Origin of the sequence: Pedobacter changchengzhani, assembly GCF_004354365.1 — a bacterium.
Classification (GTDB): Bacteria; Bacteroidota; Bacteroidia; order Sphingobacteriales; family Sphingobacteriaceae; genus Pedobacter; species Pedobacter changchengzhani.
Genome location: NZ_SJCY01000002.1, coordinates 445,303 through 467,558, shown reverse-complemented (window position 1 = coordinate 467,558; position 22,256 = coordinate 445,303). Strand labels below are relative to the sequence as shown.

General features: G+C 34.8%; 15 protein-coding genes. 12 read left to right on the top strand and 3 right to left on the bottom strand.

Annotated features, from left to right (window positions below):
* Nucleotides 1-218: 218 nt before the first annotated feature.
* The 3 genes from EZJ43_RS04815 to EZJ43_RS04805 all read left to right on the top strand — a co-directional run bounded on the left by EZJ43_RS04815 (nucleotide 219) and on the right by EZJ43_RS04805 (nucleotide 3,295).
* Nucleotides 219-1,244, top strand: a complete 1,026-nt coding sequence (locus EZJ43_RS04815; protein ID WP_133261534.1) for a sensor histidine kinase — start codon at nucleotides 219-221, stop codon at nucleotides 1,242-1,244.
* Nucleotides 1,245-1,631: 387 nt separating this feature from the next.
* On the top strand, nucleotides 1,632-2,273 hold the full coding sequence (locus EZJ43_RS04810) for a DUF47 domain-containing protein (RefSeq protein WP_133261533.1): 642 nt from the start codon (nucleotides 1,632-1,634) through the stop codon (nucleotides 2,271-2,273).
* An 11-nt stretch (nucleotides 2,274-2,284) separates the two neighbouring features.
* Nucleotides 2,285-3,295, top strand: a complete 1,011-nt coding sequence (locus tag EZJ43_RS04805) for an inorganic phosphate transporter (protein WP_133261532.1) — start codon at nucleotides 2,285-2,287, stop codon at nucleotides 3,293-3,295.
* A 232-nt stretch (nucleotides 3,296-3,527) separates the two neighbouring features.
* Here EZJ43_RS04805 and EZJ43_RS04800 read toward each other — a convergent pair whose 3' ends face one another.
* A complete protein-coding gene (locus tag EZJ43_RS04800; RefSeq protein ID WP_133261531.1) occupies nucleotides 3,528-4,262 on the bottom strand; it encodes a glycerophosphodiester phosphodiesterase in 735 nt (244 codons plus the stop codon).
* Between the two features lie 144 nt (nucleotides 4,263-4,406).
* Between EZJ43_RS04800 and EZJ43_RS04795 the strand changes: the two genes are divergently transcribed.
* From EZJ43_RS04795 to EZJ43_RS04775, 5 genes are all read left to right on the top strand, one after another.
* Nucleotides 4,407-7,724: a DUF4175 family protein gene (locus EZJ43_RS04795; RefSeq protein ID WP_133261530.1), complete on the top strand. Its 3,318-nt coding sequence runs from the start codon at nucleotides 4,407-4,409 to the stop codon at nucleotides 7,722-7,724.
* Nucleotides 7,725-8,116: 392 nt separating this feature from the next.
* On the top strand, nucleotides 8,117-8,548 hold the full coding sequence (gene ybeY / locus EZJ43_RS04790; protein WP_133261529.1) for an rRNA maturation RNase YbeY: 432 nt from the start codon (nucleotides 8,117-8,119) through the stop codon (nucleotides 8,546-8,548).
* Nucleotides 8,549-8,818: 270 nt separating this feature from the next.
* Nucleotides 8,819-10,681: an ABC-F family ATP-binding cassette domain-containing protein gene (locus EZJ43_RS04785; RefSeq protein WP_133261528.1), complete on the top strand. Its 1,863-nt coding sequence runs from the start codon at nucleotides 8,819-8,821 to the stop codon at nucleotides 10,679-10,681.
* A 233-nt stretch (nucleotides 10,682-10,914) separates the two neighbouring features.
* Nucleotides 10,915-12,777, top strand: coding sequence for a tRNA uridine-5-carboxymethylaminomethyl(34) synthesis enzyme MnmG (gene mnmG, locus EZJ43_RS04780; RefSeq protein WP_133261527.1), 1,863 nt, complete (start codon nucleotides 10,915-10,917; stop codon nucleotides 12,775-12,777).
* Between the two features lie 122 nt (nucleotides 12,778-12,899).
* Nucleotides 12,900-14,696, top strand: coding sequence for an Ig-like domain-containing protein (locus EZJ43_RS04775; protein WP_133261526.1), 1,797 nt, complete (start codon nucleotides 12,900-12,902; stop codon nucleotides 14,694-14,696).
* A gap of 6 nt (nucleotides 14,697-14,702) precedes the next feature.
* On the opposite strand, the gene EZJ43_RS04770 is transcribed toward EZJ43_RS04775, so the two are convergent.
* Together EZJ43_RS04770 and nadB are read right to left on the bottom strand one after the other, a co-directional pair.
* The gene (locus EZJ43_RS04770; protein WP_133261525.1) at nucleotides 14,703-15,212 is read right to left on the bottom strand and encodes a gamma carbonic anhydrase family protein; all 510 of its coding nucleotides are present in this window, start codon (nucleotides 15,210-15,212) and stop codon (nucleotides 14,703-14,705) included.
* 101 nt (nucleotides 15,213-15,313) lie between these two features.
* Complete coding sequence (gene nadB, locus EZJ43_RS04765) at nucleotides 15,314-16,900, bottom strand: L-aspartate oxidase (RefSeq protein WP_133261606.1); 1,587 nt, start codon at nucleotides 16,898-16,900, stop codon at nucleotides 15,314-15,316.
* Between the two features lie 447 nt (nucleotides 16,901-17,347).
* Between nadB and nadA the strand changes: the two genes are divergently transcribed.
* The 4 genes from nadA (at nucleotide 17,348) to EZJ43_RS04745 (ending at nucleotide 22,142) form a co-directional block, all read left to right on the top strand.
* Nucleotides 17,348-18,346 (top strand): quinolinate synthase NadA, encoded by a 999-nt coding sequence (gene nadA, locus EZJ43_RS04760; RefSeq protein WP_133261524.1) that lies wholly within the window; start codon nucleotides 17,348-17,350, stop codon nucleotides 18,344-18,346.
* 81 nt (nucleotides 18,347-18,427) lie between these two features.
* Nucleotides 18,428-19,468 (top strand): thiamine-phosphate kinase, encoded by a 1,041-nt coding sequence (thiL, locus tag EZJ43_RS04755; protein WP_133261523.1) that lies wholly within the window; start codon nucleotides 18,428-18,430, stop codon nucleotides 19,466-19,468.
* A 6-nt stretch (nucleotides 19,469-19,474) separates the two neighbouring features.
* Nucleotides 19,475-20,467 carry a PDDEXK nuclease domain-containing protein gene (locus EZJ43_RS04750; RefSeq protein WP_133261522.1) on the top strand — a complete coding sequence of 331 codons (993 nt, stop codon included), beginning with the start codon at nucleotides 19,475-19,477 and terminating at the stop codon, nucleotides 20,465-20,467.
* A 649-nt stretch (nucleotides 20,468-21,116) separates the two neighbouring features.
* Complete coding sequence (locus tag EZJ43_RS04745; protein WP_133261521.1) at nucleotides 21,117-22,142, top strand: IS110 family RNA-guided transposase; 1,026 nt, start codon at nucleotides 21,117-21,119, stop codon at nucleotides 22,140-22,142.
* Nucleotides 22,143-22,256 lie beyond the last annotated feature (114 nt).

The following is a 22,256-nucleotide window of genomic DNA, read 5'->3' as shown; positions in this document are numbered from 1 at the left end:
TCATAATCAATTTTGGAATTTCATTCGCAGAATAATATTTTGCGAAACCGTCATTCCCGTGAAAACGGGAATCGTAATGCTATGGAAAGGCTACGAAATAGCTTCCTGCTAAAGCATTAGGATGCCCAGTCGAGCTGAGCATGACGATAATGCCAAATTTAATTCCATCAGTCTACGAAGCTTAACACTCAGTTAACATAAAACCCTTAAATTGCAACATGAAATTAAGTGTGCTTGTTTTATTTACCGCTTTGGCTGTGGCGCTTTCTATCGGAATGGTAAATTTTTACTTCCAACACAGCTGGTATTTTTTAGCTATATCTTTTGGCGTTTCATTTCTGAGCAGTTTTTTGGTTTTCTATTATTTAATAGAGAAATACATTTATACAAAAATTAAGCTTATTTACAAGCTCATCCATAATTTAAAACTGGGTAAAGATTTAAAAGATGCACTAGGCGAATATGTTAGTCCGGACCCGATTAACGATGTAGAACATGAAGTAATGGAATGGGCCGGCGCTAAGAAAAAAGAAATAGACCTTTTAAAAAAACAAGAACAATTTAGAAAGGAATTTCTGTCAAATGTATCGCACGAGTTTAAAACACCTTTGTTTGCCATTCAAGGTTATATAGAAACTTTACAAGATTGTTTAATAGACGACCCAGACCAAGCGCTGATTTTTTTGAAAAAAGCAGGTAAAAATGTAGAGCGTTTAAGTTATTTAATTAATGATTTAGATGCTATTTCTAAACTAGAATCTGGCGAATCGCCAATAAACTATCAAAAATTTGATTTTGTTGTTTTGGCTAAAGATGTGATGGAAAGCTTAGAAGATAGCGCACAAATAAAAAGCAATAAATTATTTTTTAAGGATAAATATACTGCACCGACTATGGTTTTTGCAGATAGAGAGAAAATTAGGCAAGTGATGATTAATTTAATCGTAAACAGCATAAAATATAGTGTCGAAAATGGAGATACTGCAATTAAAATTTTCGAATTGCATGATCAGTTTCTAATTGAAGTGACCGATAGTGGGATAGGAATTGAAGAAAAACACCTGCCTAGACTTTTTGAACGGTTCTACCGTATTGATAGTCACCGTGCCCGCGAAGTTGGCGGAACAGGCTTAGGTTTGGCCATTGTGAAGCATATTTTAGAAGCCCACGAACAAACAATATCTGTACGAAGTACGCCTGGAATAGGCACAACCTTCGCTTTTACCCTCCAAAAAGCAGGGTAATGGTTTTATTAACCGTTACGATATTAAAGAATACGTTGAGAAAAAAGTCAAGTTTTAAAAACTTGGCTTCTTTTGGGTAAACACAACCTACGTTTTAAGCACAACCTTAAGTTTTTAAACCCGATTGGATGAATGCCGTTAAGATATTTATCGTAAATTTCGGCAGTAAGGAAAGCGGGGCCGATGTTACCGAAAAGCATATTACCTTCAGTTTTCAAAAAAAAATAAAACGATTCTCTTAAGCCATTGAAAGTCAGAAAACTGTAAAACAAACGATTATAAGTTTAAGGTACCACCATTGGGCAAAATAATATCTAATAATAATTTATAAGTTAACATTAAGTTAACATTGGGCGTGTAGCTTTGCAACATCTTATAATATAAAACATGAACAACGTTTTTAAGTTCTTTACCCCACAGGATAAAAAGTTTCATCCTTTGTTTGAGCAGGCCGGAAGCAATGCTTTAAAAATTGCCAATACTTTATTAGAAATGGTAAGTACGGCCGACGTAGAAAAAAGAAAAGTAATTTTTAAAGAAATTGAACGCCTTGAGCACGTGGGCGATGATATAACCCATTCGATTTTCTTAGAATTGAGCAAAACTTTTATTACACCGTTTGATCGGGAAGATATACATCAACTCGCATCTGCAGTGGATGACGTTGCCGATTATATTTATAGTACAGCCAATAAAATGCAGATGTACAATATGGACACCATTAGCGAGCCTGTTGTTAAAATAGCAGAATTATTGGTAGAAATGTGTATCGATATTGATAAAGCAATTAAAGAATTACGCAGTTTCAAAAATATCCGTGTAATTGCTGATGCATGTATTCGAATAAACAGTGGCGAAAACCAAGCCGATTATGTATTCACTTTGGCTGTTGCGCGATTATTTGAGTATGAAACCAATGCGATTGAATTAATTAAACATAAAGAAGTTTTACAAACCATAGAAAAAGCAACCGACAAATGCGAAGATGTTGCGAATGTGCTTGAAACTATTTTGGTTAAAAACGCTTAATAAAACAAAAAATGGTAAGTACATTACTAATTGTTGTAATTATACTGGCAATTGTTTTTGATTATATAAACGGCTTTCACGATGCCGCAAACTCAATTGCAACGGTAGTATCAACAAAAGTGCTCACGCCTTTTCAGGCTGTTTTGTGGGCAGCTCTTTTTAACTTTGCTGCATATTTTTACTTTACAGATCATAAAGTGGCCAATACGGTTGCAAAAACTGTAATTGAAAACTACATTACGTTAGAAGTAATTTTAGCAGGTCTTATTGCGGCCATTATATGGAATTTGTTTACCTGGTGGTACGGCATTCCGTCAAGTTCATCGCATACGTTAATTGGTGGTTTTGCTGGCGCAGGAATGACACATGCAATGATTACTGGCGCAAGTGCTTTAGATGCTGTAAATATGGGCTACGTAATAAAAATCGTTGCTTTTATTGTTTTAGCGCCTGTAATTGGGATGGTTATTTCTGTAATCATAACATTAATTATTATTAATATTTGCAAAAACGCAAAGCCCGCAACTGCCGAGAAATGGTTTAAACGTTTGCAATTGCTATCATCAGCAGCGCTAAGTTTTTTCCATGGCGGTAACGATGCACAAAAAGTAATGGGTATTATCGCTACGGCTTTAATCGCATCTAAAGTTATTCCAAATTTCGAAGCCATGCCGGCTTGGGTTCCTATTGCCTGTTACTCGGCAATATCATTAGGAACCATGAGTGGTGGCTGGAAAATTGTTAAAACAATGGGCACCAAAATTACCAAAGTAAATGCTTTAGAAGGTGTGGCGGCAGAATCTGCAGGTGCGGTAACATTGGGCATAACCGAACATTTTGGTATTCCAGTTTCTACAACGCATACCATTACAGGTTCTATTGTTGGTGTGGGCTTAGTTAAAAGTGTTTCGGCGGTGCGTTGGGGCGTTACCATTAGCCTGATATGGGCTTGGGTTTTAACCATCCCGGTATCGGCAACACTGGCAGCTTTAATTTATGGTGTAATCTATTTATTAAAGTAAAATAAATAGCTCTTCAGTAAGATAATTCGAGTTATTTAAAAATAGTATTTGGGCGTTTTAATCCCGAAATTTCGGGACTTTATCTTTTTGGTAGAAAAAACCAAAAGACTGCATGCCGGACAAGCCAGAGATATCGCTCCAATCGTTAACGCTAGCGATGTGCGAAAAACAATGATAAAACCTCAATTTGGAGGCATTTAATTATATACAGACATTATTTAACAAAAAGCGGTTAATCTAAATGATTTAACCGCTTTTTGCTTTCTTTTAGCACCAACTCTGGTTCGTTTGTGGTTATGAAATCTACATTCTCGTTTAAAAAAAATCGAATATCGCTCAGTTTATCTACCGTCCACACGTTTGTGGTTAGCCCTAATTTATGTGCCTCTACATTAAATTTTGGGTCTTTTTTAAAAATTTCTAAATTATAATCGGCCCCGGTAATTTTATCTTGTTTCAGTTTTACTGCAGAAACATCGCCGTTTAGGTAAGCCACATTAGCGTTGGTTAACAGTTTAATCAACATTTTGCAAACCTCATAATCAAAGCTAATAAATTCTACCCATGCCGAAGCACCAAGTTTAACCACCAACTCAACACATCTTTCAGCTACTGCTAAAGTGCGTGCTGCATTTATTTGAGAGGGTTTAATTTCTAAAATCAGTTTTGTACTAAACTGTTTCATTCCTTCTAACAAGTAACTTTCTAAAGTGGCAATTTTTTCTCCGTTAGGATGCGATTTTGCTAAAACCTGAGCATAGCTAGAAGTTTCGATGTCCACACCTAAAAAATCAGGATCGTGGTTTACCACCAAAATGCCATCTTCGGTCATCCATACATCAAACTCAGAACCATAGCAACCTAATTTTATCGCTTGTTTAAGTGCGGCAATTGAGTTTTGAGGGACTTTGTGTAGTTTCCATGCACCACGATGCGCGATGACTTTGTTGTTATTCCATTTAAACATTTAAAATATTACATATCATGGCAAGCAAAATCTTTAATTACATTTAAGTTGCGCATTCATTTAAAAAAACACCTTTTATCATACAATTGAATTTTACAAATTACCCTTTTTAAATTAAACTTATATATCTTTATTTTTACAGCTATGGCGAGCGATAATTATAAAGAATTACTCGAAAAAATAAATGAGTTCATCCGTAAATTTTATTTAAATAAAATATTGCGCGGAGCAATTTATGTATCTACTTTATTATTAGCGCTTTATACTAGTATTTTTTTAAGTTTCTTCTATTTCAATCCGTCTGCTACATTCAAAACCATTACTTTTTATTTCTTTGTAGCCATATCTTTAACAGCTTTCGCGGTTTTTCTTTTACGGCCTATACTCGCGCTTACCAAATTATCCAAGCATCTTTCTTACGAAGAGGCTTCCATAATTATCGGAAATCATTTTGCTAATATTAAAGATAAGTTGCTAAATACTTTACAGTTACATCATTTAGCAAAAAGCAATTCAGAACACAATCAGTTAATTTTAGCCAGCATCGATCAAAAAATTTTAGATTTAAAACCGTTCCCTTTTTACAATGCTGTTAGCATAAAAGACAACCGCAAATATTTAAAATACCTCCTCATCCCTTTAACAATAATATTATTGGTTGCGCTAATTGCACCAGCAATTTTAAAAGAAGGTACAAAAAGTTTTATCAAATATGATGAATACATTGCACCACAAGCGCCGTTTAACTTCTCGCTTTTAAATAAAAACTTAACCATTACACAGGGTGATGATTTTACTATAAACCTCAAACTATTGGGTAATGAATTTCCGGCCGAAGTTTATGTGGAAGATGGCAAGAATACTTACAAACTGGAAAAATTGAATATCAGCCAATTTAATTATACTTTAAAAAATATACAGGGTGATAAAAAACTGATTTTTAAAGGTGGCGGTTTTAGTTCTTCTGTGTTTACTATAAATGTTAAACCTCGCCCGGAGTTATTGAGCGCCACAGTTTCACTGATTTATCCCTCTTATTTAGGCAAAAAAGCAGAAACCATCGCTAATGCTGGCGATATGTTAATCCCCGAAGGCACAAAGGTAACTTGGAATTTAAAAACAGCAAAAAGTAATGCGCTCATTTTCGTACTCAACAACATTTCACACTTGTTAAATGTAGAAAATGATGAATCTTCGTTTAGTACGCTAATAAAAAACAATGCGAAATATAGCATTACGCCTAAAAACCAATACATTTTAGTAAAAGATTCTTTAACACATCAAATCACAGTTATTAAAGATCAACCTCCGGGTATTGCTATTGAAGAGAAACCAGACTCCATCAGCACCAAAGCGCTCTATTTTACTGGGCAAATAACCGATGATTATGGTTTTAGTAGATTGAGTTTCAAATACAACATTAAAGAGAACAACAAAATAATTTCCACTATAGCCAAAAATATTTCTATTAATAGCAAATTAACCGCTAATTCTTTCTTCTATTTCTGGAATTTAAAAACCGTAGATATAAAACCTGGTCAAGAAATTGAATATTATTTTGAAGTGGCCGATAATGATGGCGTTAATGGATCAAAAATTACGCGCTCGACTATAAAAACATTTAAACAAGCCAGTAAGAAAGAAAGTGCTGATCAAATAAATGCTAATAATCAAGTACTGAAACAAAAAATACAATCGGCTATAAAATTGGCATCAAATATTGAAAAAGATAGCAAAAAGGTTGCTGAAAATTTAATCGACAAAAAGCAGATTTCTTTTGAAGATAAAAAGCAGATTGAAGAATTGTTGGATAAGCAAAAGCAATTAGAAGAAGCGGTAAAAGATATAAAAGCACTTAACGAAAAAAATAGCGAACAGCAACAAGAAAATCAAGAACAACCTGAAGAATTGTTAGAAAAACAAAAGCAAATTAAAGAACTTTTCGATAATGTGCTTGATGAAAAAACGAAACAACTTTTAGAAAAGTTACAGCAATTAATGAATGAGCGAAATAAAGACCAAACGCAAGACGAGCTTTCGAAAATGCAGTTGGATAATAAAACGCTTAAAAACGAATTGGATAGAATTTTGGAGTTGTATAAGCAGTTGGAGTTTGATCAAAACCTGCAAAATAACATTGATAGATTAGATGAACTTGCCAAAAAACAAAAAGAGCTCGCCGAACAATCGAAAAACAAGCAAAATGATAGTAAATCCCTTAAAGAAAAGCAAGATGCGCTAACTAAAGAAATGAACGATTTAAAAGAAGATTTAAAAAAATTAGACGAAAAAAATCAATCTCTTGATCGCCCCAACTCTTTCGAAAACCCTGAAAAAGAAACAAAAGAGATTCAGAAAGACCAACAAGATGCTAAAGATGCTTTAGATAAAAACGATTCGCAGAAAGCTAGCGATAAACAGCAAAGCGCAAGTGAGGAAATGAGCAAAGTTTCTAAAAAAATGAGAGAATCGCAACAGCAAGGCGAGGAAACGGAGAATAACATAAATGCCAAAGAACTTCGCCGTTTATTAGAAAACTTACTAAACACTTCTTTTGAGCAGGAAAAGGTAATGCTCGCGCTAAAAAAAATGAATTCGGTTGATCCGGCCTACACCACAAGCGTACAAAAACAGCGTACAATTAAAGATAACTTAAAAACTATTGCCGATAGCTTATATTCGTTAAGCAAAAGAGTGCCACAAATAGAATCTACCGTGAATGAGGAGATGAATAAAATCAACTTCAATTTGGACAAGAGTTTGGAAAAGTTGAGCGATAGGAGAACAGCCGAAGCCAACCGGTACCAACAAGTTACCATGACATCGATAAACAACTTAACGTTGATGTTAAGCGAGGCATTGAATCAATTGCAAAACGCACAAAAAAATGCGAAAGGGGGCAAAGGCAAGAAAAAGCAGGGCATGAAAGAGCTTTCGCAAATGCAAGAGCAACTAAACAAAAATATGCAAAAAGCTAAGGAGCAAATGCAAAAACCAGGACAAAATCAAGGTACGGTTGGCAAAGCTGAAATGAGCAAAGCGTTTGGTAAAATGGCACAGCAACAGCAAATGATCCGCCAGGCTTTAGAAAAAATTAACCGTGAAGACAATAAAGACGGCTCGGGAAAAATGGGTAATTTAAATGAGGCCATTAAAGAGATGAAGCAAACGGAAAGTGATTTGGTGAACAAGAAATTGCAACAAGAAACCATGAACCGCCAGAAAGACTTATTGACCAAATTATTAGAAGCCGAAAAAGCAGAACGCGAGCAAGATGAAGATGCTAAGAGAGAAAGTAAAGCCGCAACAGAATTTCCGCCATCGTATAAAAAAATGATTGATGCTTATAAGAAGCAGTTTCAAAATGGGAATGATATTTTACAAAAATTACCGCCCAACTTAAATTATTATTATAAAAATAAAATAGCTGAGTATTTGAAGGGGTTGAATTTGCAGAAATAAGCCGACCTTTTTTAGATCTGTCATTCCTCCATCGAGGTCTGTCATTCCAACTTCGGAGAAATCTATTTTGGCTACGTTTATAACCACAGAGATAACAGAGATTTTCACAGAGCACCCGAGGTTTTAATTAAAACGACCATCATTACTGCATCAAAACTTGTCATCCGATAACTATCGGATCCGACTTCGTTCTAAATGGATTCCTTTGGAGTAGAAATCCTTTTAGCCAAATAACCCACTAACAAAGATCCTTCGCTATGCACTAGATGGCAAAACCTACTATTATCCAATCTAGATCTGCCATTCCGCCTTAGGAGGAATCTATTTTTTGTCGTCTTACCAAATAACCACTAAATTTATTTCATAAGTTTGCAGGCATAAATCATATCGACATGCCAGCAATTTCTTTCTTTACCGAATCGGTTAAATACAATTTACCTCAAAAGCTAAAAGTAAAAAAATGGCTTAAAATGGCAATCGAAAAAGAAGGCTTTAAACTTGGTGAGCTTAATTTTATTTTCTGTAGCGATGAGTATTTACTGGGCATTAACCAACAATACCTAAATCACGATACCTATACCGACATTATCACTTTTGATAACTCTGAGGTTGAAAAACTTATCGTAAGTGACATTTTCATCAGTATTGAACGGGTTAAAGAAAATGCGCAAACGTTTAAAACCAACAATTTTGACGAAGTTTGTCGCATTATAATACATGGCGTATTACATTTATTAGGCTATAAGGATAAGGGAAAAGCAGCAAAAACGCTAATGACAGCTAAAGAAGACGAATATTTAGCGTTATTAAAAGAAATAGCTTAGTTGCTGTAACATTTTCCAATCGAATTCATCTTATAATTGAATTTAAAACCCAGTTTTAGTTTAGTTAATAATAATAACAAAGCAACATAAGAGCGAGTCTTCATGTTGCTTTATTGTTTCCACTTAACGCGCTATGGTAACCGATTTAAATCAATATAATGTCCTATTCCTCTCCATATCATTGCCTTTAATTTAGTGATATTCACTTCCACAATAATTTATACTTACTTTTGCGATAATTTTCTTTTATAAATCTGAAATACACATAAATTGAGCACATTAATTGCGGCAGAAGGATTGGGTCATGGTTACCATGATGAATGGCTATTTAAAAATTTAACCTTAGGTATTAACTCCGGACAGCGCGTTGCGTTGGTGGGTATTAATGGCGCGGGCAAGAGTACCTTATTAAAATTACTCGCCGAAAAATTTCCACCACTAGAAGGTAAAATAGTAAAAAACAAAGCCGTTAAAATCGGATTTTTAGATCAAGAACCCACATTCAACGATGGTTATTCTATTAGCGATTTTATTTTTTCTTTAGAGAATAAGCAACAACAGCTCATCAAGGAATATGAAGAGTTGATTGAAGACCCCAATCCTGATGAAAAAGCCCTTAATCGTTTATATGAAGAATTAAGCGAGCACAATGCTTGGGAATATGAGCACGAAATTAAAACCATTTTAAACAGAATGGGCATTACTCATCTTCAGCAAAAAATAGATACCCTTTCGGGTGGACAAAAGAAACGTTTGGCACTAGCTAAACTTTTAATTGAAGACCCTGAGATTTTGGTTTTAGATGAGCCAACCAACCATTTGGATATCGATACCATTGAATGGTTAGAAAAACTGTTAACTACCGGGCAAAAAACCATTCTTTTAGTTACGCACGATAGATACTTTTTAGATAACGTCTGTAATACGATCGTGGAATTAGATCGAGGTAAGATTTTTAACTACAATGGAAATTATGCTTACTATTTAGAAAAGAAATCGGAAAGAGATGCGCTCGATGCCACGGTTTTACATAAGAACCAACAGCTATTAAAGAAAGAATTAGAGTGGATGAGACGCATGCCACAAGCTCGTGGAACTAAATCTAATGCAAGAATCACAGCTTTTTACGATTTAGAAGAAAAATCGAAGAAAAAGGCTGACAATCAAAGTGTTACGCTTCAAATGAAGATGTCTCGCCAAGGTGGAAAGATTATTGAGATTGAACATGTAAAACAAAGTTTTGACAACCGTCCGATTATAAGTGATTTCAGTTATACTTTCAAAAAGGGTGATAGGATTGGTTTAGCCGGTAAGAATGGAACAGGAAAATCTACACTATTAAATATTATTACTAGTCAATTAAAACCTGACGGTGGAAAGGTTGACACAGGAGATACCACAGTTTTTGGTTATTACAAGCAAGGTGGTTTAACCTTCGATCCAAAAGAGCGCGTTATTGATATTGTAAAATCAGATGCCGAATATATTAAAATGGCAGATGGTTCTGTAATTACCGCTTCTGCCCTACTTACCTTATTTTTGTTTCCGCCAAAGAAACAACATGGCATGGTAGAAAAATTAAGTGGTGGAGAAAAGAAGCGTTTAAATTTAATGAAGGTTTTAATGCAAAATCCAAATTTTCTGATCTTGGATGAGCCTACAAACGATTTAGATATTGACACTTTAAATGTATTAGAAGAGTTTTTAGAAAACTTTCCTGGCGTCCTAATGTTGGTTTCTCACGACAGATATTTGTTGGATAAAATGAGCGATCAGCTATTTATTATGGAGGGTGAAGGCGTTGTTAAAATTTACAATGGAAACTATTCTGAGTATCGTTTAAGTTTAGACCAACCCAAAACTAAAGTTGAAACTAAAAAAGCGCCTACTCAAACAGCTGAGACAACGCCGATAAAAGCAACTAAAAAACTCAGTTTTAAAGAACAAAAAGAGTTGGACGATAGTGAACAATTAATGGAGCAAACCGAAGCAAAGATTACAGAACTATCCTCTGCAATAACTAAAATAGACACTTCAGACTATGTAAAGATTCAAGAAATTTCATTGGAGATTGAGAAATTGAAAGTGATACTGGATGAACACACGATGCGGTGGTTAGAACTTTCGGAGTAATCGAATATCTGGTGCGAAGAACTGCTTAACTAGAAAGATTGCTTCGTGCCTCGCAATGACAACATAAATATGTTTCACGTGGAACATAAGATAAACTCTAGCGTATTGTCCCTGTGTTATTCAAAATTTTAGAACTAAATCAATGTTTCACGTGAAACATTGATAAAATTATAGCTTCATATTTTAATAAAAAACAAGATGTTCCACGTGGAACATTAAACTAAAATAACAAAATGTTTTCAAAATACGATTTGATTGTTGTTGGTGCAGGACACGCAGGCTGTGAAGCCGCAGCAGCCGCCGCCAACTTAGGATCATCTGTTTTACTAATTACAATGAACATGGGCACCATCGCCCAAATGAGCTGTAACCCTGCAATGGGTGGCGTAGCTAAAGGCCAAATTGTGCGGGAAGTAGATGCAATGGGTGGCTACTCAGGTATTATATCTGATAAATCCACTATTCAGTTTAGAATGCTCAATCTATCTAAAGGCCCTGCGATGTGGAGCCCTCGGGCACAAATAGACAGAATGCGTTTCGCTGAAGAATGGCGACTGGCTTTGGAAAGAACGCCAAACGTTGATATGTGGCAAGATAGTGTTGTGGGTTTACTAGTAAAAGACAATGTGGTTTATGGCGTTAAAACAGCATTCGGTATTGAAATAGAAAGCAAGGCTGTAGTACTGACTAACGGCACATTTTTAAACGGCGTAATGCATATTGGCGAGAAAAAGTTTGGCGGAGGCAGGACTGCAGAACGAGCATCAACAGGAATTACAGAACAACTTGTTGAACTTGGTATGGAATCTGGACGGATGAAAACTGGCACCCCTCCCCGTGTTGATGGCCGAAGTTTGGATTATTCTAAAATGGAAGAACAGTGGGGAGATGAAAATCCTGGTAAGTTTTCTTATACCGATACTGAAGTTTCGACAGATAAAAGATGTTGCTGGATTACCTATACAAATAGCGAAGTACACGAAACTTTGAAAGAAGGTTTTGAAAAATCGCCAATGTTTACCGGTAGAATTAAAGGTTTAGGCCCACGTTATTGCCCATCAATTGAAGATAAAATTAACAGATTTGCAGAACGAGATAGACATCAAATATTTGTAGAACCTGAAGGTTGGAACACGTGCGAAATTTATGTTAACGGTTTTTCAACTTCATTGCCAGAAGATATTCAGTTAAAAGCGTTGAGATTAATTCCAGGATTTGAACAAGCAAAAATGTTTAGACCGGGTTATGCAATTGAGTATGACTTTTTTCCGCCTACCCAATTGTCGCTAACTTTAGAAACAAAAAATATTAGTAATCTTTTTCTAGCCGGACAGATTAACGGTACCACAGGTTATGAAGAAGCCGCATGCCAAGGTTTCATGGCTGGTATAAATGCCCACCAAAAAATTAACGAGAAGCATGAACTCATTATGAAAAGATCGGATAGTTATATCGGTGTGTTAATTGACGATTTAGTTACCAAGGGTACCGATGAGCCTTATAGAATGTTTACATCGCGAGCAGAGCACCGCCTATTATTAAGACAAGATAATGCAGATATTCGTCTCTCTCCTATTGGCCACCAATTGGGCTTGATAAGCGATGAGCGTTTAGAAAAAGTAAATAAAAAAATCACTGCGTCAGACGCTTTAGTTAAATTTACAAAAAGCCAAGGTATAGAAATGGCAGATGCAAACCCAATGTTAGAAAGCTTGGGTTCGAGTGCACTAAATCAAAATGTAAAAATTAATAGTTTAATTGCACGACCACATGTTGGCTTACAGGATTTAATAAAAGTGAGCCTACCGCTTGCCGCCGCTACAAAAGATTTAGATAACGAAACAATAGAACAAGCTGAGATTAAAATAAAATATGAAAGCTACTTCGAAAAGGAAAATGAAATTGTTGCTAAAATGTTGAAGATGGAAGACAAAGAAATTAACCCAGATTTTGATTACAACAAAATTGTTTCCATTTCAAAAGAGGCAAGAGAAAAACTATTTAAAATTAAACCACGTACTTTAGGTCAAGCTTCTCGCATTTCAGGCGTTTCACCATCGGATATATCTGTTTTAATGGTTTATATTAATAAGTAGCTGATTATCAATATTTTAGCTTCAAACTAAACAAAAAAAAAGAGATGCTTTGTATTGTATTAAAAAAAAAATTAAATATCCGTAATCCAAAAAATATAACAATGCGTTAAAACGCTTAAAACATGGCAAATTTTAAATCATACTATTTCAGATACATAAATTATGTATCAATTTGCATTATATTATGCAGTTTAGGCTGTGCAAGTATCCAAAGTCCCCAAGGCGGGCCAAGAGACACAACTGCACCTAAAATAATTAGTATGACACCAAAAAATTTGAGTGTTAACTTTAAGGCCAAAAAGATTTTAATAGAATTTGATGAATATTTTAAACTGTCGAACGAGTTTAAAGAATTTACAATTTCACCTGACCAAGAAAAACCACCGGTTTTAAAAGTACGTCAAAAAAAGTTAGAGATAACGATTCAAGATTCGCTCGAAAAAAACACAACTTATACCATGAATTTTGGTAAAGCCATTATAGATGTAAATGAAGGAAATATTGTAAAAAATCTCAGTTACGTATTTTCCACCGGACCAGAGTTAGATTCGCTTAGTATATCTGGTAATGTTAGCAATTCATCAACAGGCGAGTATGAGAAAGATATTACTGTATTTATCTTACCATTAGAAAGGGATTCACTATTTGGTAAAAAAAGGGCTTCGATTTATACCCTTACAGATAGTGCTGGCCACTATCAAATAAACAACTTGCGAAAAGGAAAATATAAAATATATGCGCTGAAAGAAGTAAATGGCGGTGATAAAATCTATCAACAACTAAGCGATGAAATTGGATTTATAAAAAAACCATTGGTATTGGAAAAAAGCGTGGATAATATCAACTTAGAAATTTTTAAGGAGTTAGCCCCTGAGTTTAGAATTAAAGATAAAAAATTGCTGGATGATGGATCAATATTGTTAACTTTTAATCAGCAACTAAAAAATCCTAGTATTACCATATCCGATTTTAAAAACTTAGATGAAAATAAGAAAGTATCGTTCTCAAAAAATAACGATTCTGCGCACGTTTATTTAGATGATTTAAGTTTTGATTCTATTAAAGTTAACGTTTTAGATCAAGGTAAAATTTTACAAACGACTAGTTTCAGTAGAGAAAAAAAAGACACTTACAAGCGTGTAATCACCATAACAGATAATTTAACAAGTGGTAAGCTTAGTCCTTATAAAACACTTACATTATCATTACCTCTTCCAATTACTGCAGTTGACCCATCAAAAGTAATATTACTAGAAGACTCTGTAAGACGAACAAACTTCGAAATGATAAAGGACAGCGTAAATTTTCTAAAATATTACTTAAAATATCCCTGGAAACAGAAAAAGGATTATAACATTAAATTTGGTGAGGGCACATTTACTACAATATTTGATGCAAAAAATAAAGACTTTACCATCGTTTTAAAATTAGAATCGACAGATAATTTTGGTACCATTACCATGAATGCTGAGGTACCAGATACTACAAAAAGTTATATTGTTGAATTGATGAATGAGAAGAAAGAAGTTTTAAAATCGACAGCTATCACAAAAAATACACCCATAAAGTATGTCAATTATCCGGCAGGAAAATATGCTATTAGGGTTATTTACGATGAAAATAAAAACAAAATTTGGGATACTGGAAATGTTGCTTTGGGTCTTCAGCCAGAAAAGATTTGGTATTTACCAGCAGATGTAGATTTAAAAGCAAATTGGGAGAGGGAAGATAAATTAATAATTCCGTTAACCCCACTTCCTGTTCAACCAAAGCCAACTACTCCACGAACACAACCCAACAACATCAATAATAACAATAATAACAATAATAACGCACCAAATACAATAGGAAATCCTCCTAATGGATTGAGAAATGCACCAGATCGAATGTCGCAACCGCCAAGAAGATCAAACAATTAATATAAATTATTCAAACCAGCTCGAATACATGATGTAATTATCTGGTAAACGAACCAATAAAGCCCTTTGCTCATCTGTAATGGGCTTTATTTTTTTAGCAGGTGTGCCAGCATACAAATATCCCGATTCACAAATCGTCCGCTCTAAAATAACCGATCCGGCGGCTATAATACAAAACTCCTCCACCACTGCATCGTCCATCACAATTGCACCCATTCCAATAAGCACGTTATCTTTAACCACGCAACCATGTACAATTGCGTTATGCCCAACTGATACCCGATTACCGATGTGTGTACTTGCTTTTAAGTAAGTAGCATGAATTACGGCACCATCTTGAATATTGGTTTCACTGCCAATGGTAATTGCATTTACATCGCCTCTAATTACCGCATTAAACCAAACCGAGCAGTTGTTACCAATAGTCACATCACCAACGATTGTAGCATTCTCTGCAATAAAATTATCTTTCCCAATTACTGGGTATTTATCTTTAACTGGAAGTATTAATGGCATCCTTTAATAGTTAGTATATAATAGTTAGTATTTAGAAAACTACCGATTAAAAAGTGATTTTTACGACAGACAGGCAAAGTCCCCTTCAGGGGATTTAGGGGTTAAAGCACCGTGTCTGACAACTCTTTTGAATGATTTGGGTAATCAGTAGTATAATGTAGTCCCCTACTTTCTTTACGTTGCATGGCCGATTTTATAACCAAATAAGCAGTTTGGATTACATTTCTTAATTCGCAAAGCTTTACCGAAACTTGATTTTTCTTATAAAATTCTTCAGTTTCTTGATAAATTAGAAATAACCGTCGATAGGCCCTTTCCAACCTAAAATCAGAACGCACAATACCAACATAATCGCCCATTACTTTTTGTAACTCTCTTAAATTGTGCGTAACTAAAACATCTTCATCGGTCTGCATTACACCATGCGAATCCCACTCTGGAATATGCTCCGGAATTACATTGTCTTTAAAATTCTCCATAGCATCCTGAAAAATTCTATGTGCAAAAACTGTCGCTTCTAATAATGAATTGGAAGCCAAACGGTTAGCACCATGTAAACCTGTTGATGAACATTCGCCACAAGCATACAAATTTTTTATTGATGATCGTCCATATTCATCAACCAAAACACCGCCACACATATAATGTGATGCTGGTGTAACAGGAATATAATCTTTGGTCATATCCAACCCGATAGATAAACATTTAGCGTAAATATTCGGAAAATGCTTTAAAATATCGGCCTTCTTACGCATGGTAATATCTAAATACACAAAATCATCTCCAGATTTTTTCATCTCATTATCCACCGCACGAGCCACAATATCTCTAGGTGCCAACGATCTCCTCTCGTCATATTCTTGCATAAATTCTTCTCCATTTTTACGCCGCAGTACACCACCAAAACCCCTAACTGCTTCAGAAATTAGAAACGATGGATACTCTCCAGGATGGTATAAAGCCGTTGGATGAAACTGAATAAACTCCATATTTCTAACTTTTCCTTTTGCGCGGTAAACCATTGCCATGCCATCACCAGTTGCAATAACAGGATTTGTAGTAGCAGAATATACATGACCGGCACCACCAGCGGCCATAACCGTTACCTTAGCCAAAATCTTTTCCACATCGTTACGCTCTGTATTAAAGGCATATACACCATAACAGTTAATATCTTTAGTACGTTTATCAACAAACTCACCAAGATGATGCTGGGTAATTAACTCTAACGCAAAGTAGTGTGTTAATATCTCTATGTTAGGATTTTCGTGAATTTCCTTTAACAAAACACGTTCTATTTCATAACCAGTGATGTCCTTATAGTGCAAAACCCGGTGCTCAGAATGTCCGCCTTCTTTAGCTAAATCGTAAAAACCGGCATTGTCTTTATCGAAATTTATACCATAGTCAATTATCTCTTGTATGCGCTGTGGCCCTTCTTTAACCACTATCTCAACAATTTTTTTATCACATAAACCATCTCCAGCAATCAAAGTATCATCAATATGTTTTTCAAAAGAATCACCCTTATCCACAACAACTGCAACACCACCTTGGGCATATTTAGTGTTAGATTCGTCTTCATTAGATTTTGTAACAATTAAAACTTTACCAAACTTTGCTGCCTTAAGTGCAAAACTTAAACCCGCTATACCTGAACCTATTACCAAAAAATCTACATTTCTCATCATCAAAATAATTAAGATTATCCACTATGTTAACAAATAAAACAAAAGTGTTAACTCTATGTCTATATTATGCTAACAAATAAATTAGAATGTTTAAAGCTAAGCTAAAAAGACAATTTGCCACAATCTTTTCACCAATTTTTAAGCATCTTTACAGAAGTAGTTAACTTTTTGCTTTAAATAAACAATTAACATTACGCTATTGATAAAATATATACCATTTTTAGATAGTACTGTTAATCAACGCCATTATGTAATTAAAATGTAATCTAAATGTTAGTAAACTATTAACAACTTACATAAAAGAGCTTTTAAATATTACTTGCCAACATTACTAACACACTAATAAACAAACAAGATTTATATAAATTAAAATACTTATTATTTATTGAGACGTGGAAAGCTTTATCTTTGACCAACGACAAAATTCAGAAAAGGAAAAATAAAATGAACATCGATATCTTAGACGAAATTAACAAAAAAGGTTTTGTAGATGAGAAAATTGACCCAACATTGGATCTATTTGCTGAAATTGAAAAACTAAAAAAAGAGAAGAATGCAATTATTTTGGCTCACTACTATCAAGAGCCTGATATTCAGGATATAGCAGATTATATTGGCGATAGTTTAGGCTTATCGCAAGAAGCAGCGAAGACAGATGCTGAGGTAATTGTTTTTGCTGGCGTACATTTTATGGCCGAAACCGCAAAGATTTTATCGCCTAATAAAACCGTTTTATTACCCGATGTGAAGGCTGGTTGTTCGTTAGCAGATAGTTGTCCGCCACATTTGTTTAAAAAATTTAAGGAGAAGTATCCTGATCATTTGGTAATTACCTACGTAAATTGCACAGCTGAATTAAAAGCGATGAGCGATATTGTTTGTACTTCTACCAACGCTGTTCAAATTGTGGAGAGTTTGCCAAAGGATCAAAAAATAATTTTTGGTCCTGATCGTAATTTGGGTGCATGGGTTGCAAAAAAAACCGGTAGAGATTTAGTGCTTTGGAATGGTGCTTGTATGGTACATGAAATTTTTTCTAAAGAAAAGATAACGAAATTAAAAGAACGACACCCAAATGCTAAATTTATTGCCCACCCCGAGTGTGAAGAAGTAGTTTTAAAAATGGCAGATTATATTGGATCTACTACCGGACTTTTAAAATATACCATCAACAATTCTGCAACAGAATTTATTGTAGCTACCGAAAGTGGAATTATCCACCAGATGGAAAAAGCAAATCCTACAAAAACATTTATTCCGGCACCGCCTAATAATAGTTGTGCTTGTAACGATTGCCCTTACATGAAAAGAAATACTTTAGAAAAATTGTATTTATGTTTAAAAAATGGGCTACCAAAAGTAACTGTACCAGCAGATATTATTACTTTGGCACGTAAGCCGATACAAAGAATGTTGGATATTTCTGCAACGTTGGGCTTATAAATTAAATTTATTTGTAATAAAGAATTGAAATTAAATACGGTATTGGTTAAAATTTAAACTTACCTATTAACTGAAAAAAATATGTTTGAAAATAAAGAACGCACAGATATAAACGAATTAGGAGAGTTTGGATTGATTAAACACTTAACTAATAACTTTAAAATTAGAAACGATTTTTCGGTTAAAGGTGTTGGCGATGATGCAGCTGTTTTAGATGCAAAAGGCAAACAAATTTTGGTATCAACCGATTTATTGTTAGAAGGTATTCATTTCGATTTATCGTATGTGCCCTTAATGCATTTGGGCTATAAAGCGGTACAAGTTAACTTAAGCGATATTTACGCCATGAATGGTAAAGCCAGTCAAATTACGGTTTCGTTGGGTTTATCGAGTAAATTTCCGTTAGAAGCTGTTGAAGAAATTTATAAAGGAATTGAACTGGCTTGTAACAAATTTAATATAGATTTAATTGGTGGTGATACGTCTTCGAGCAAGCAAGGTTTAGTTATTAGTATTACGAGTATTGGTTACGCTGATGCGGATAAAGTTACCTATAGAAACGGTGCACAGGAAAATGATTTGCTTTGTGTTTCGGGCGATTTGGGTGGCGCTTATGTAGGCCTTCAAATTTTGGAGAGAGAGAAATTAATTTATTTAGAGAATCCTAATATTCAGCCTGATTTAGAGGGTAAAGATTACATTATCGAACGGCAATTGAAACCAGAAGCCAGAATGGATATTGTTGCGCTTTTGGAGGATTTAGGTATAAAACCAACATCTATGATTGATATTTCTGACGGATTGGCTTCAGAAATTTTACACTTGGCAACTGAAAGTGATAAAGGAATAACAATTTATGAAGAAAAAATTCCGCTAGATCCGATGACGTATGAAACTGCACGCGAATTAGGCATTGACCCTACAGTTTGTGCATTAAGTGGTGGCGAGGATTACGAATTGTTGTTTACGATAAGCCAGGAGGATTACAAAAAGCTTAAACACGATGTTGATATTACGGTGATTGGCCATGTAACCGATAAAAATTCGGGATGCAAAATGGTTTCAAAATCGAATAATGTACACGAGTTAAAAGCACAAGGTTGGAACGCTTTTGGTAAATAATAGCTTATGAACAACGATTTATCACATCAAAATTTTGTTGTAAGAATTTCAGTTTTACTGAATAATTCACGTAATAAAATTATCAGTACGGTTAACCAAACTATGGTTTCAACGTATTTTGAGATTGGTAGGATGATTGTTGAGGAAGAGCAAAGTGGTAAAGAAAGGGCCGGTTATGGGAAACAGCTGTTATCAATACTTTCGAAAAAACTTACTCAAGACTTTGGAAAAGGTTTTTCTGAAACAAATATAAAACAAATGAGAAGTTTTTATATGAACTTTTCGAAACGTCAGACACTGTCTGACGAATTCAAATTGAGTTGGTCTCACTATTTAAAGTTGATGAGAATTGATGATGAAAAAGAAAGAAATTTCTATGAAATAGAATCATCTAAAAATAATTGGAGCTTAAGAGAATTACAAAGACAATTTGATACAGCTTTGTACACTAGATTGGCATTGAGTAGAAATAAAGAAGAAATTTTAGAACTTTCTACAAAAGGACAAATTTTAGAGAAGCCAAAAGATGTTATTAAAGACCCATATATTTTAGAATTTTTAGGGTTGCCTGATGAAATTACCTACTCAGAAAATGAATTGGAGCAAAAGCTAATTGATAAATTGGAGCATTTCCTTTTAGAGTTAGGAACTGGTTTTACGTTTGTTGCAAGGCAAAATAGAATATCTTTTGATGAAAAACACTTTAAAATTGACTTAGTTTTTTACAATAGAATTTTAAAGTGTTTTGTTTTAATTGATTTAAAAATAGGTGAATTGAAACATCAAGATATTGGCCAAATGCAGATGTACGTAAATTATTATGATCGAGAAGTTAGGCTAGTCGATGAAAATAAAACCATCGGAATAATACTTTGTCAGGATAAAAGTGAAGCCGTTGTAGAATACACATTACCAGAAAATAACGAACAAATTTTTGCAAGCAAATATTCAACAGTTTTGCCAAGTAAAGAAAAATTGAAGCAACTTATTGAAGAATAGTTGTTTTTAAAAAGGATTGTATACATGAGTTAAAAGCGCAAGGCTGGAACGCTTTTGGAAACTAGGTATTAGCTATTTTTAATTAGTCTTTGCGCGGAATTATGATAAAGTAACCAATTATACACGTTTGTAACGAGGATGGTCATTTTATCGGTTTAAATTACACACATTAAAATTGTGTATTTCATTAATCCTGGTTACAAACGAGGACAATGCGATGCTTAAGTAGTTCGAATAAATTTTTTGAGGAAGAATTATTAAATCAAATCGTCCTCGTTTGTAACGAGGATGGACGAAAATGGCGATTTTATCGCCTAAACAATTAGACACATTAAAAATGTGTATCTCATGTATCCTCGTTACAAACGAGGACAATACGACGTTTCGTCCTTTAGATTTGTGTTTGTATATTATTCAAGGATAACTAAGCTTTTACTTTTATTTTAGCCTTTAATAATTTATTGAAAAGATTACCTAAAACAGTAGCGGCTCATTAACAGTGTCGTCAAGGTTTTTATACCTATGCAAAGATATAATCCGCTACTGTTTTTTCCCTTTGTGACCAGATAACAATTAGGGCATTACCCATTATTAAGGACTTGGATCGATGGGGTAAAACTTAGGTAACCTTACAAAAGTAAAAAAAAAGATGATGATCGACATTTCAAAATTTTTTATTGGTATTGATGTTTCAAAACCATACTTCGACGTTTCCCTTTTGACTGTAAAAAACTACCAGAAGCAGGGGATCGAAACCATGAGATTTGAGAATACCTCCCCAGGTATAAAGTTATTTGAAAAGTGGCTCAAGGGCCACGGAGTGCTGATGAACGGGCAGTCTCTTGTTGTGATAGAAAACACGGGGATCTACCACCGTCTGATATGGGCTTTCTGCAGTAAAAAAAACCTTCCCATACACATTGGCAACGCGGCCCACATTAAATGGAGCTTTGGTATTGCAAGGGGAAAGAACGATAAGATAGACAGTCTGCGTTTATGTAATTATGCTTTTAAGGAAGCCGATGCATTAAAGGCCACACCAGCTTTAGATGCTGAACTACTGCAGCTTAAAGATTTTGTATCCGCCAGGACAAAACTGCTCAAGCAGCTCTCGGCAATAAAGACCTCGGTAAAAGAGCTGGGCAGCGTGAACGATAAACCACATCAGAAACTGATCGAGAAATCCCTAAAGGCTGCCACCGATGGTATAGCAAAATCTATTGACAGCATTGAAGCGCAGATAAGGAAAATCATTGCCAACAACGAAGCCTTCAGGCAGAGTTACGACCTACTGGTGAGCATACCCGGAATAGGACACGTTACCGCTGTTTATCTCATTGGCTGTACCGCAAACTTCGCAGGTTGCCCTACAGGAAAAGAGCTGGCCTGTTATGCCGGTGTAGCGCCTTTTGAACACAGCAGTGGAATAAGCATAAAAGGTAAGACCAGGGTGCACAGAATGGCGAACAAAGAACTTAAAAGATTATTGCACCTGTGTGCATTATCTGTGATACAGCATAATTTAGAATTCAAAAATTATTATAACAGAAAGCAAGATGAAGGTAAACACAATATGAGCATTTTAAATGCAATAAGAAACAAAATAGTGCTAAGGGTAGCAGCAGTAATCAAAAGCAAATCGCCTTATAAAGAAAATTATAAATTAGTTGCTTAAAACTTGTATTAGTCATAACAATCTTTGCGAGGAGGAACGACGAAGCAATCTTTCTAAATAATTTGTTAAAAAGGTACTCCTACGATGCTTCTTCGGATGAAAAAGCCTTCTCGA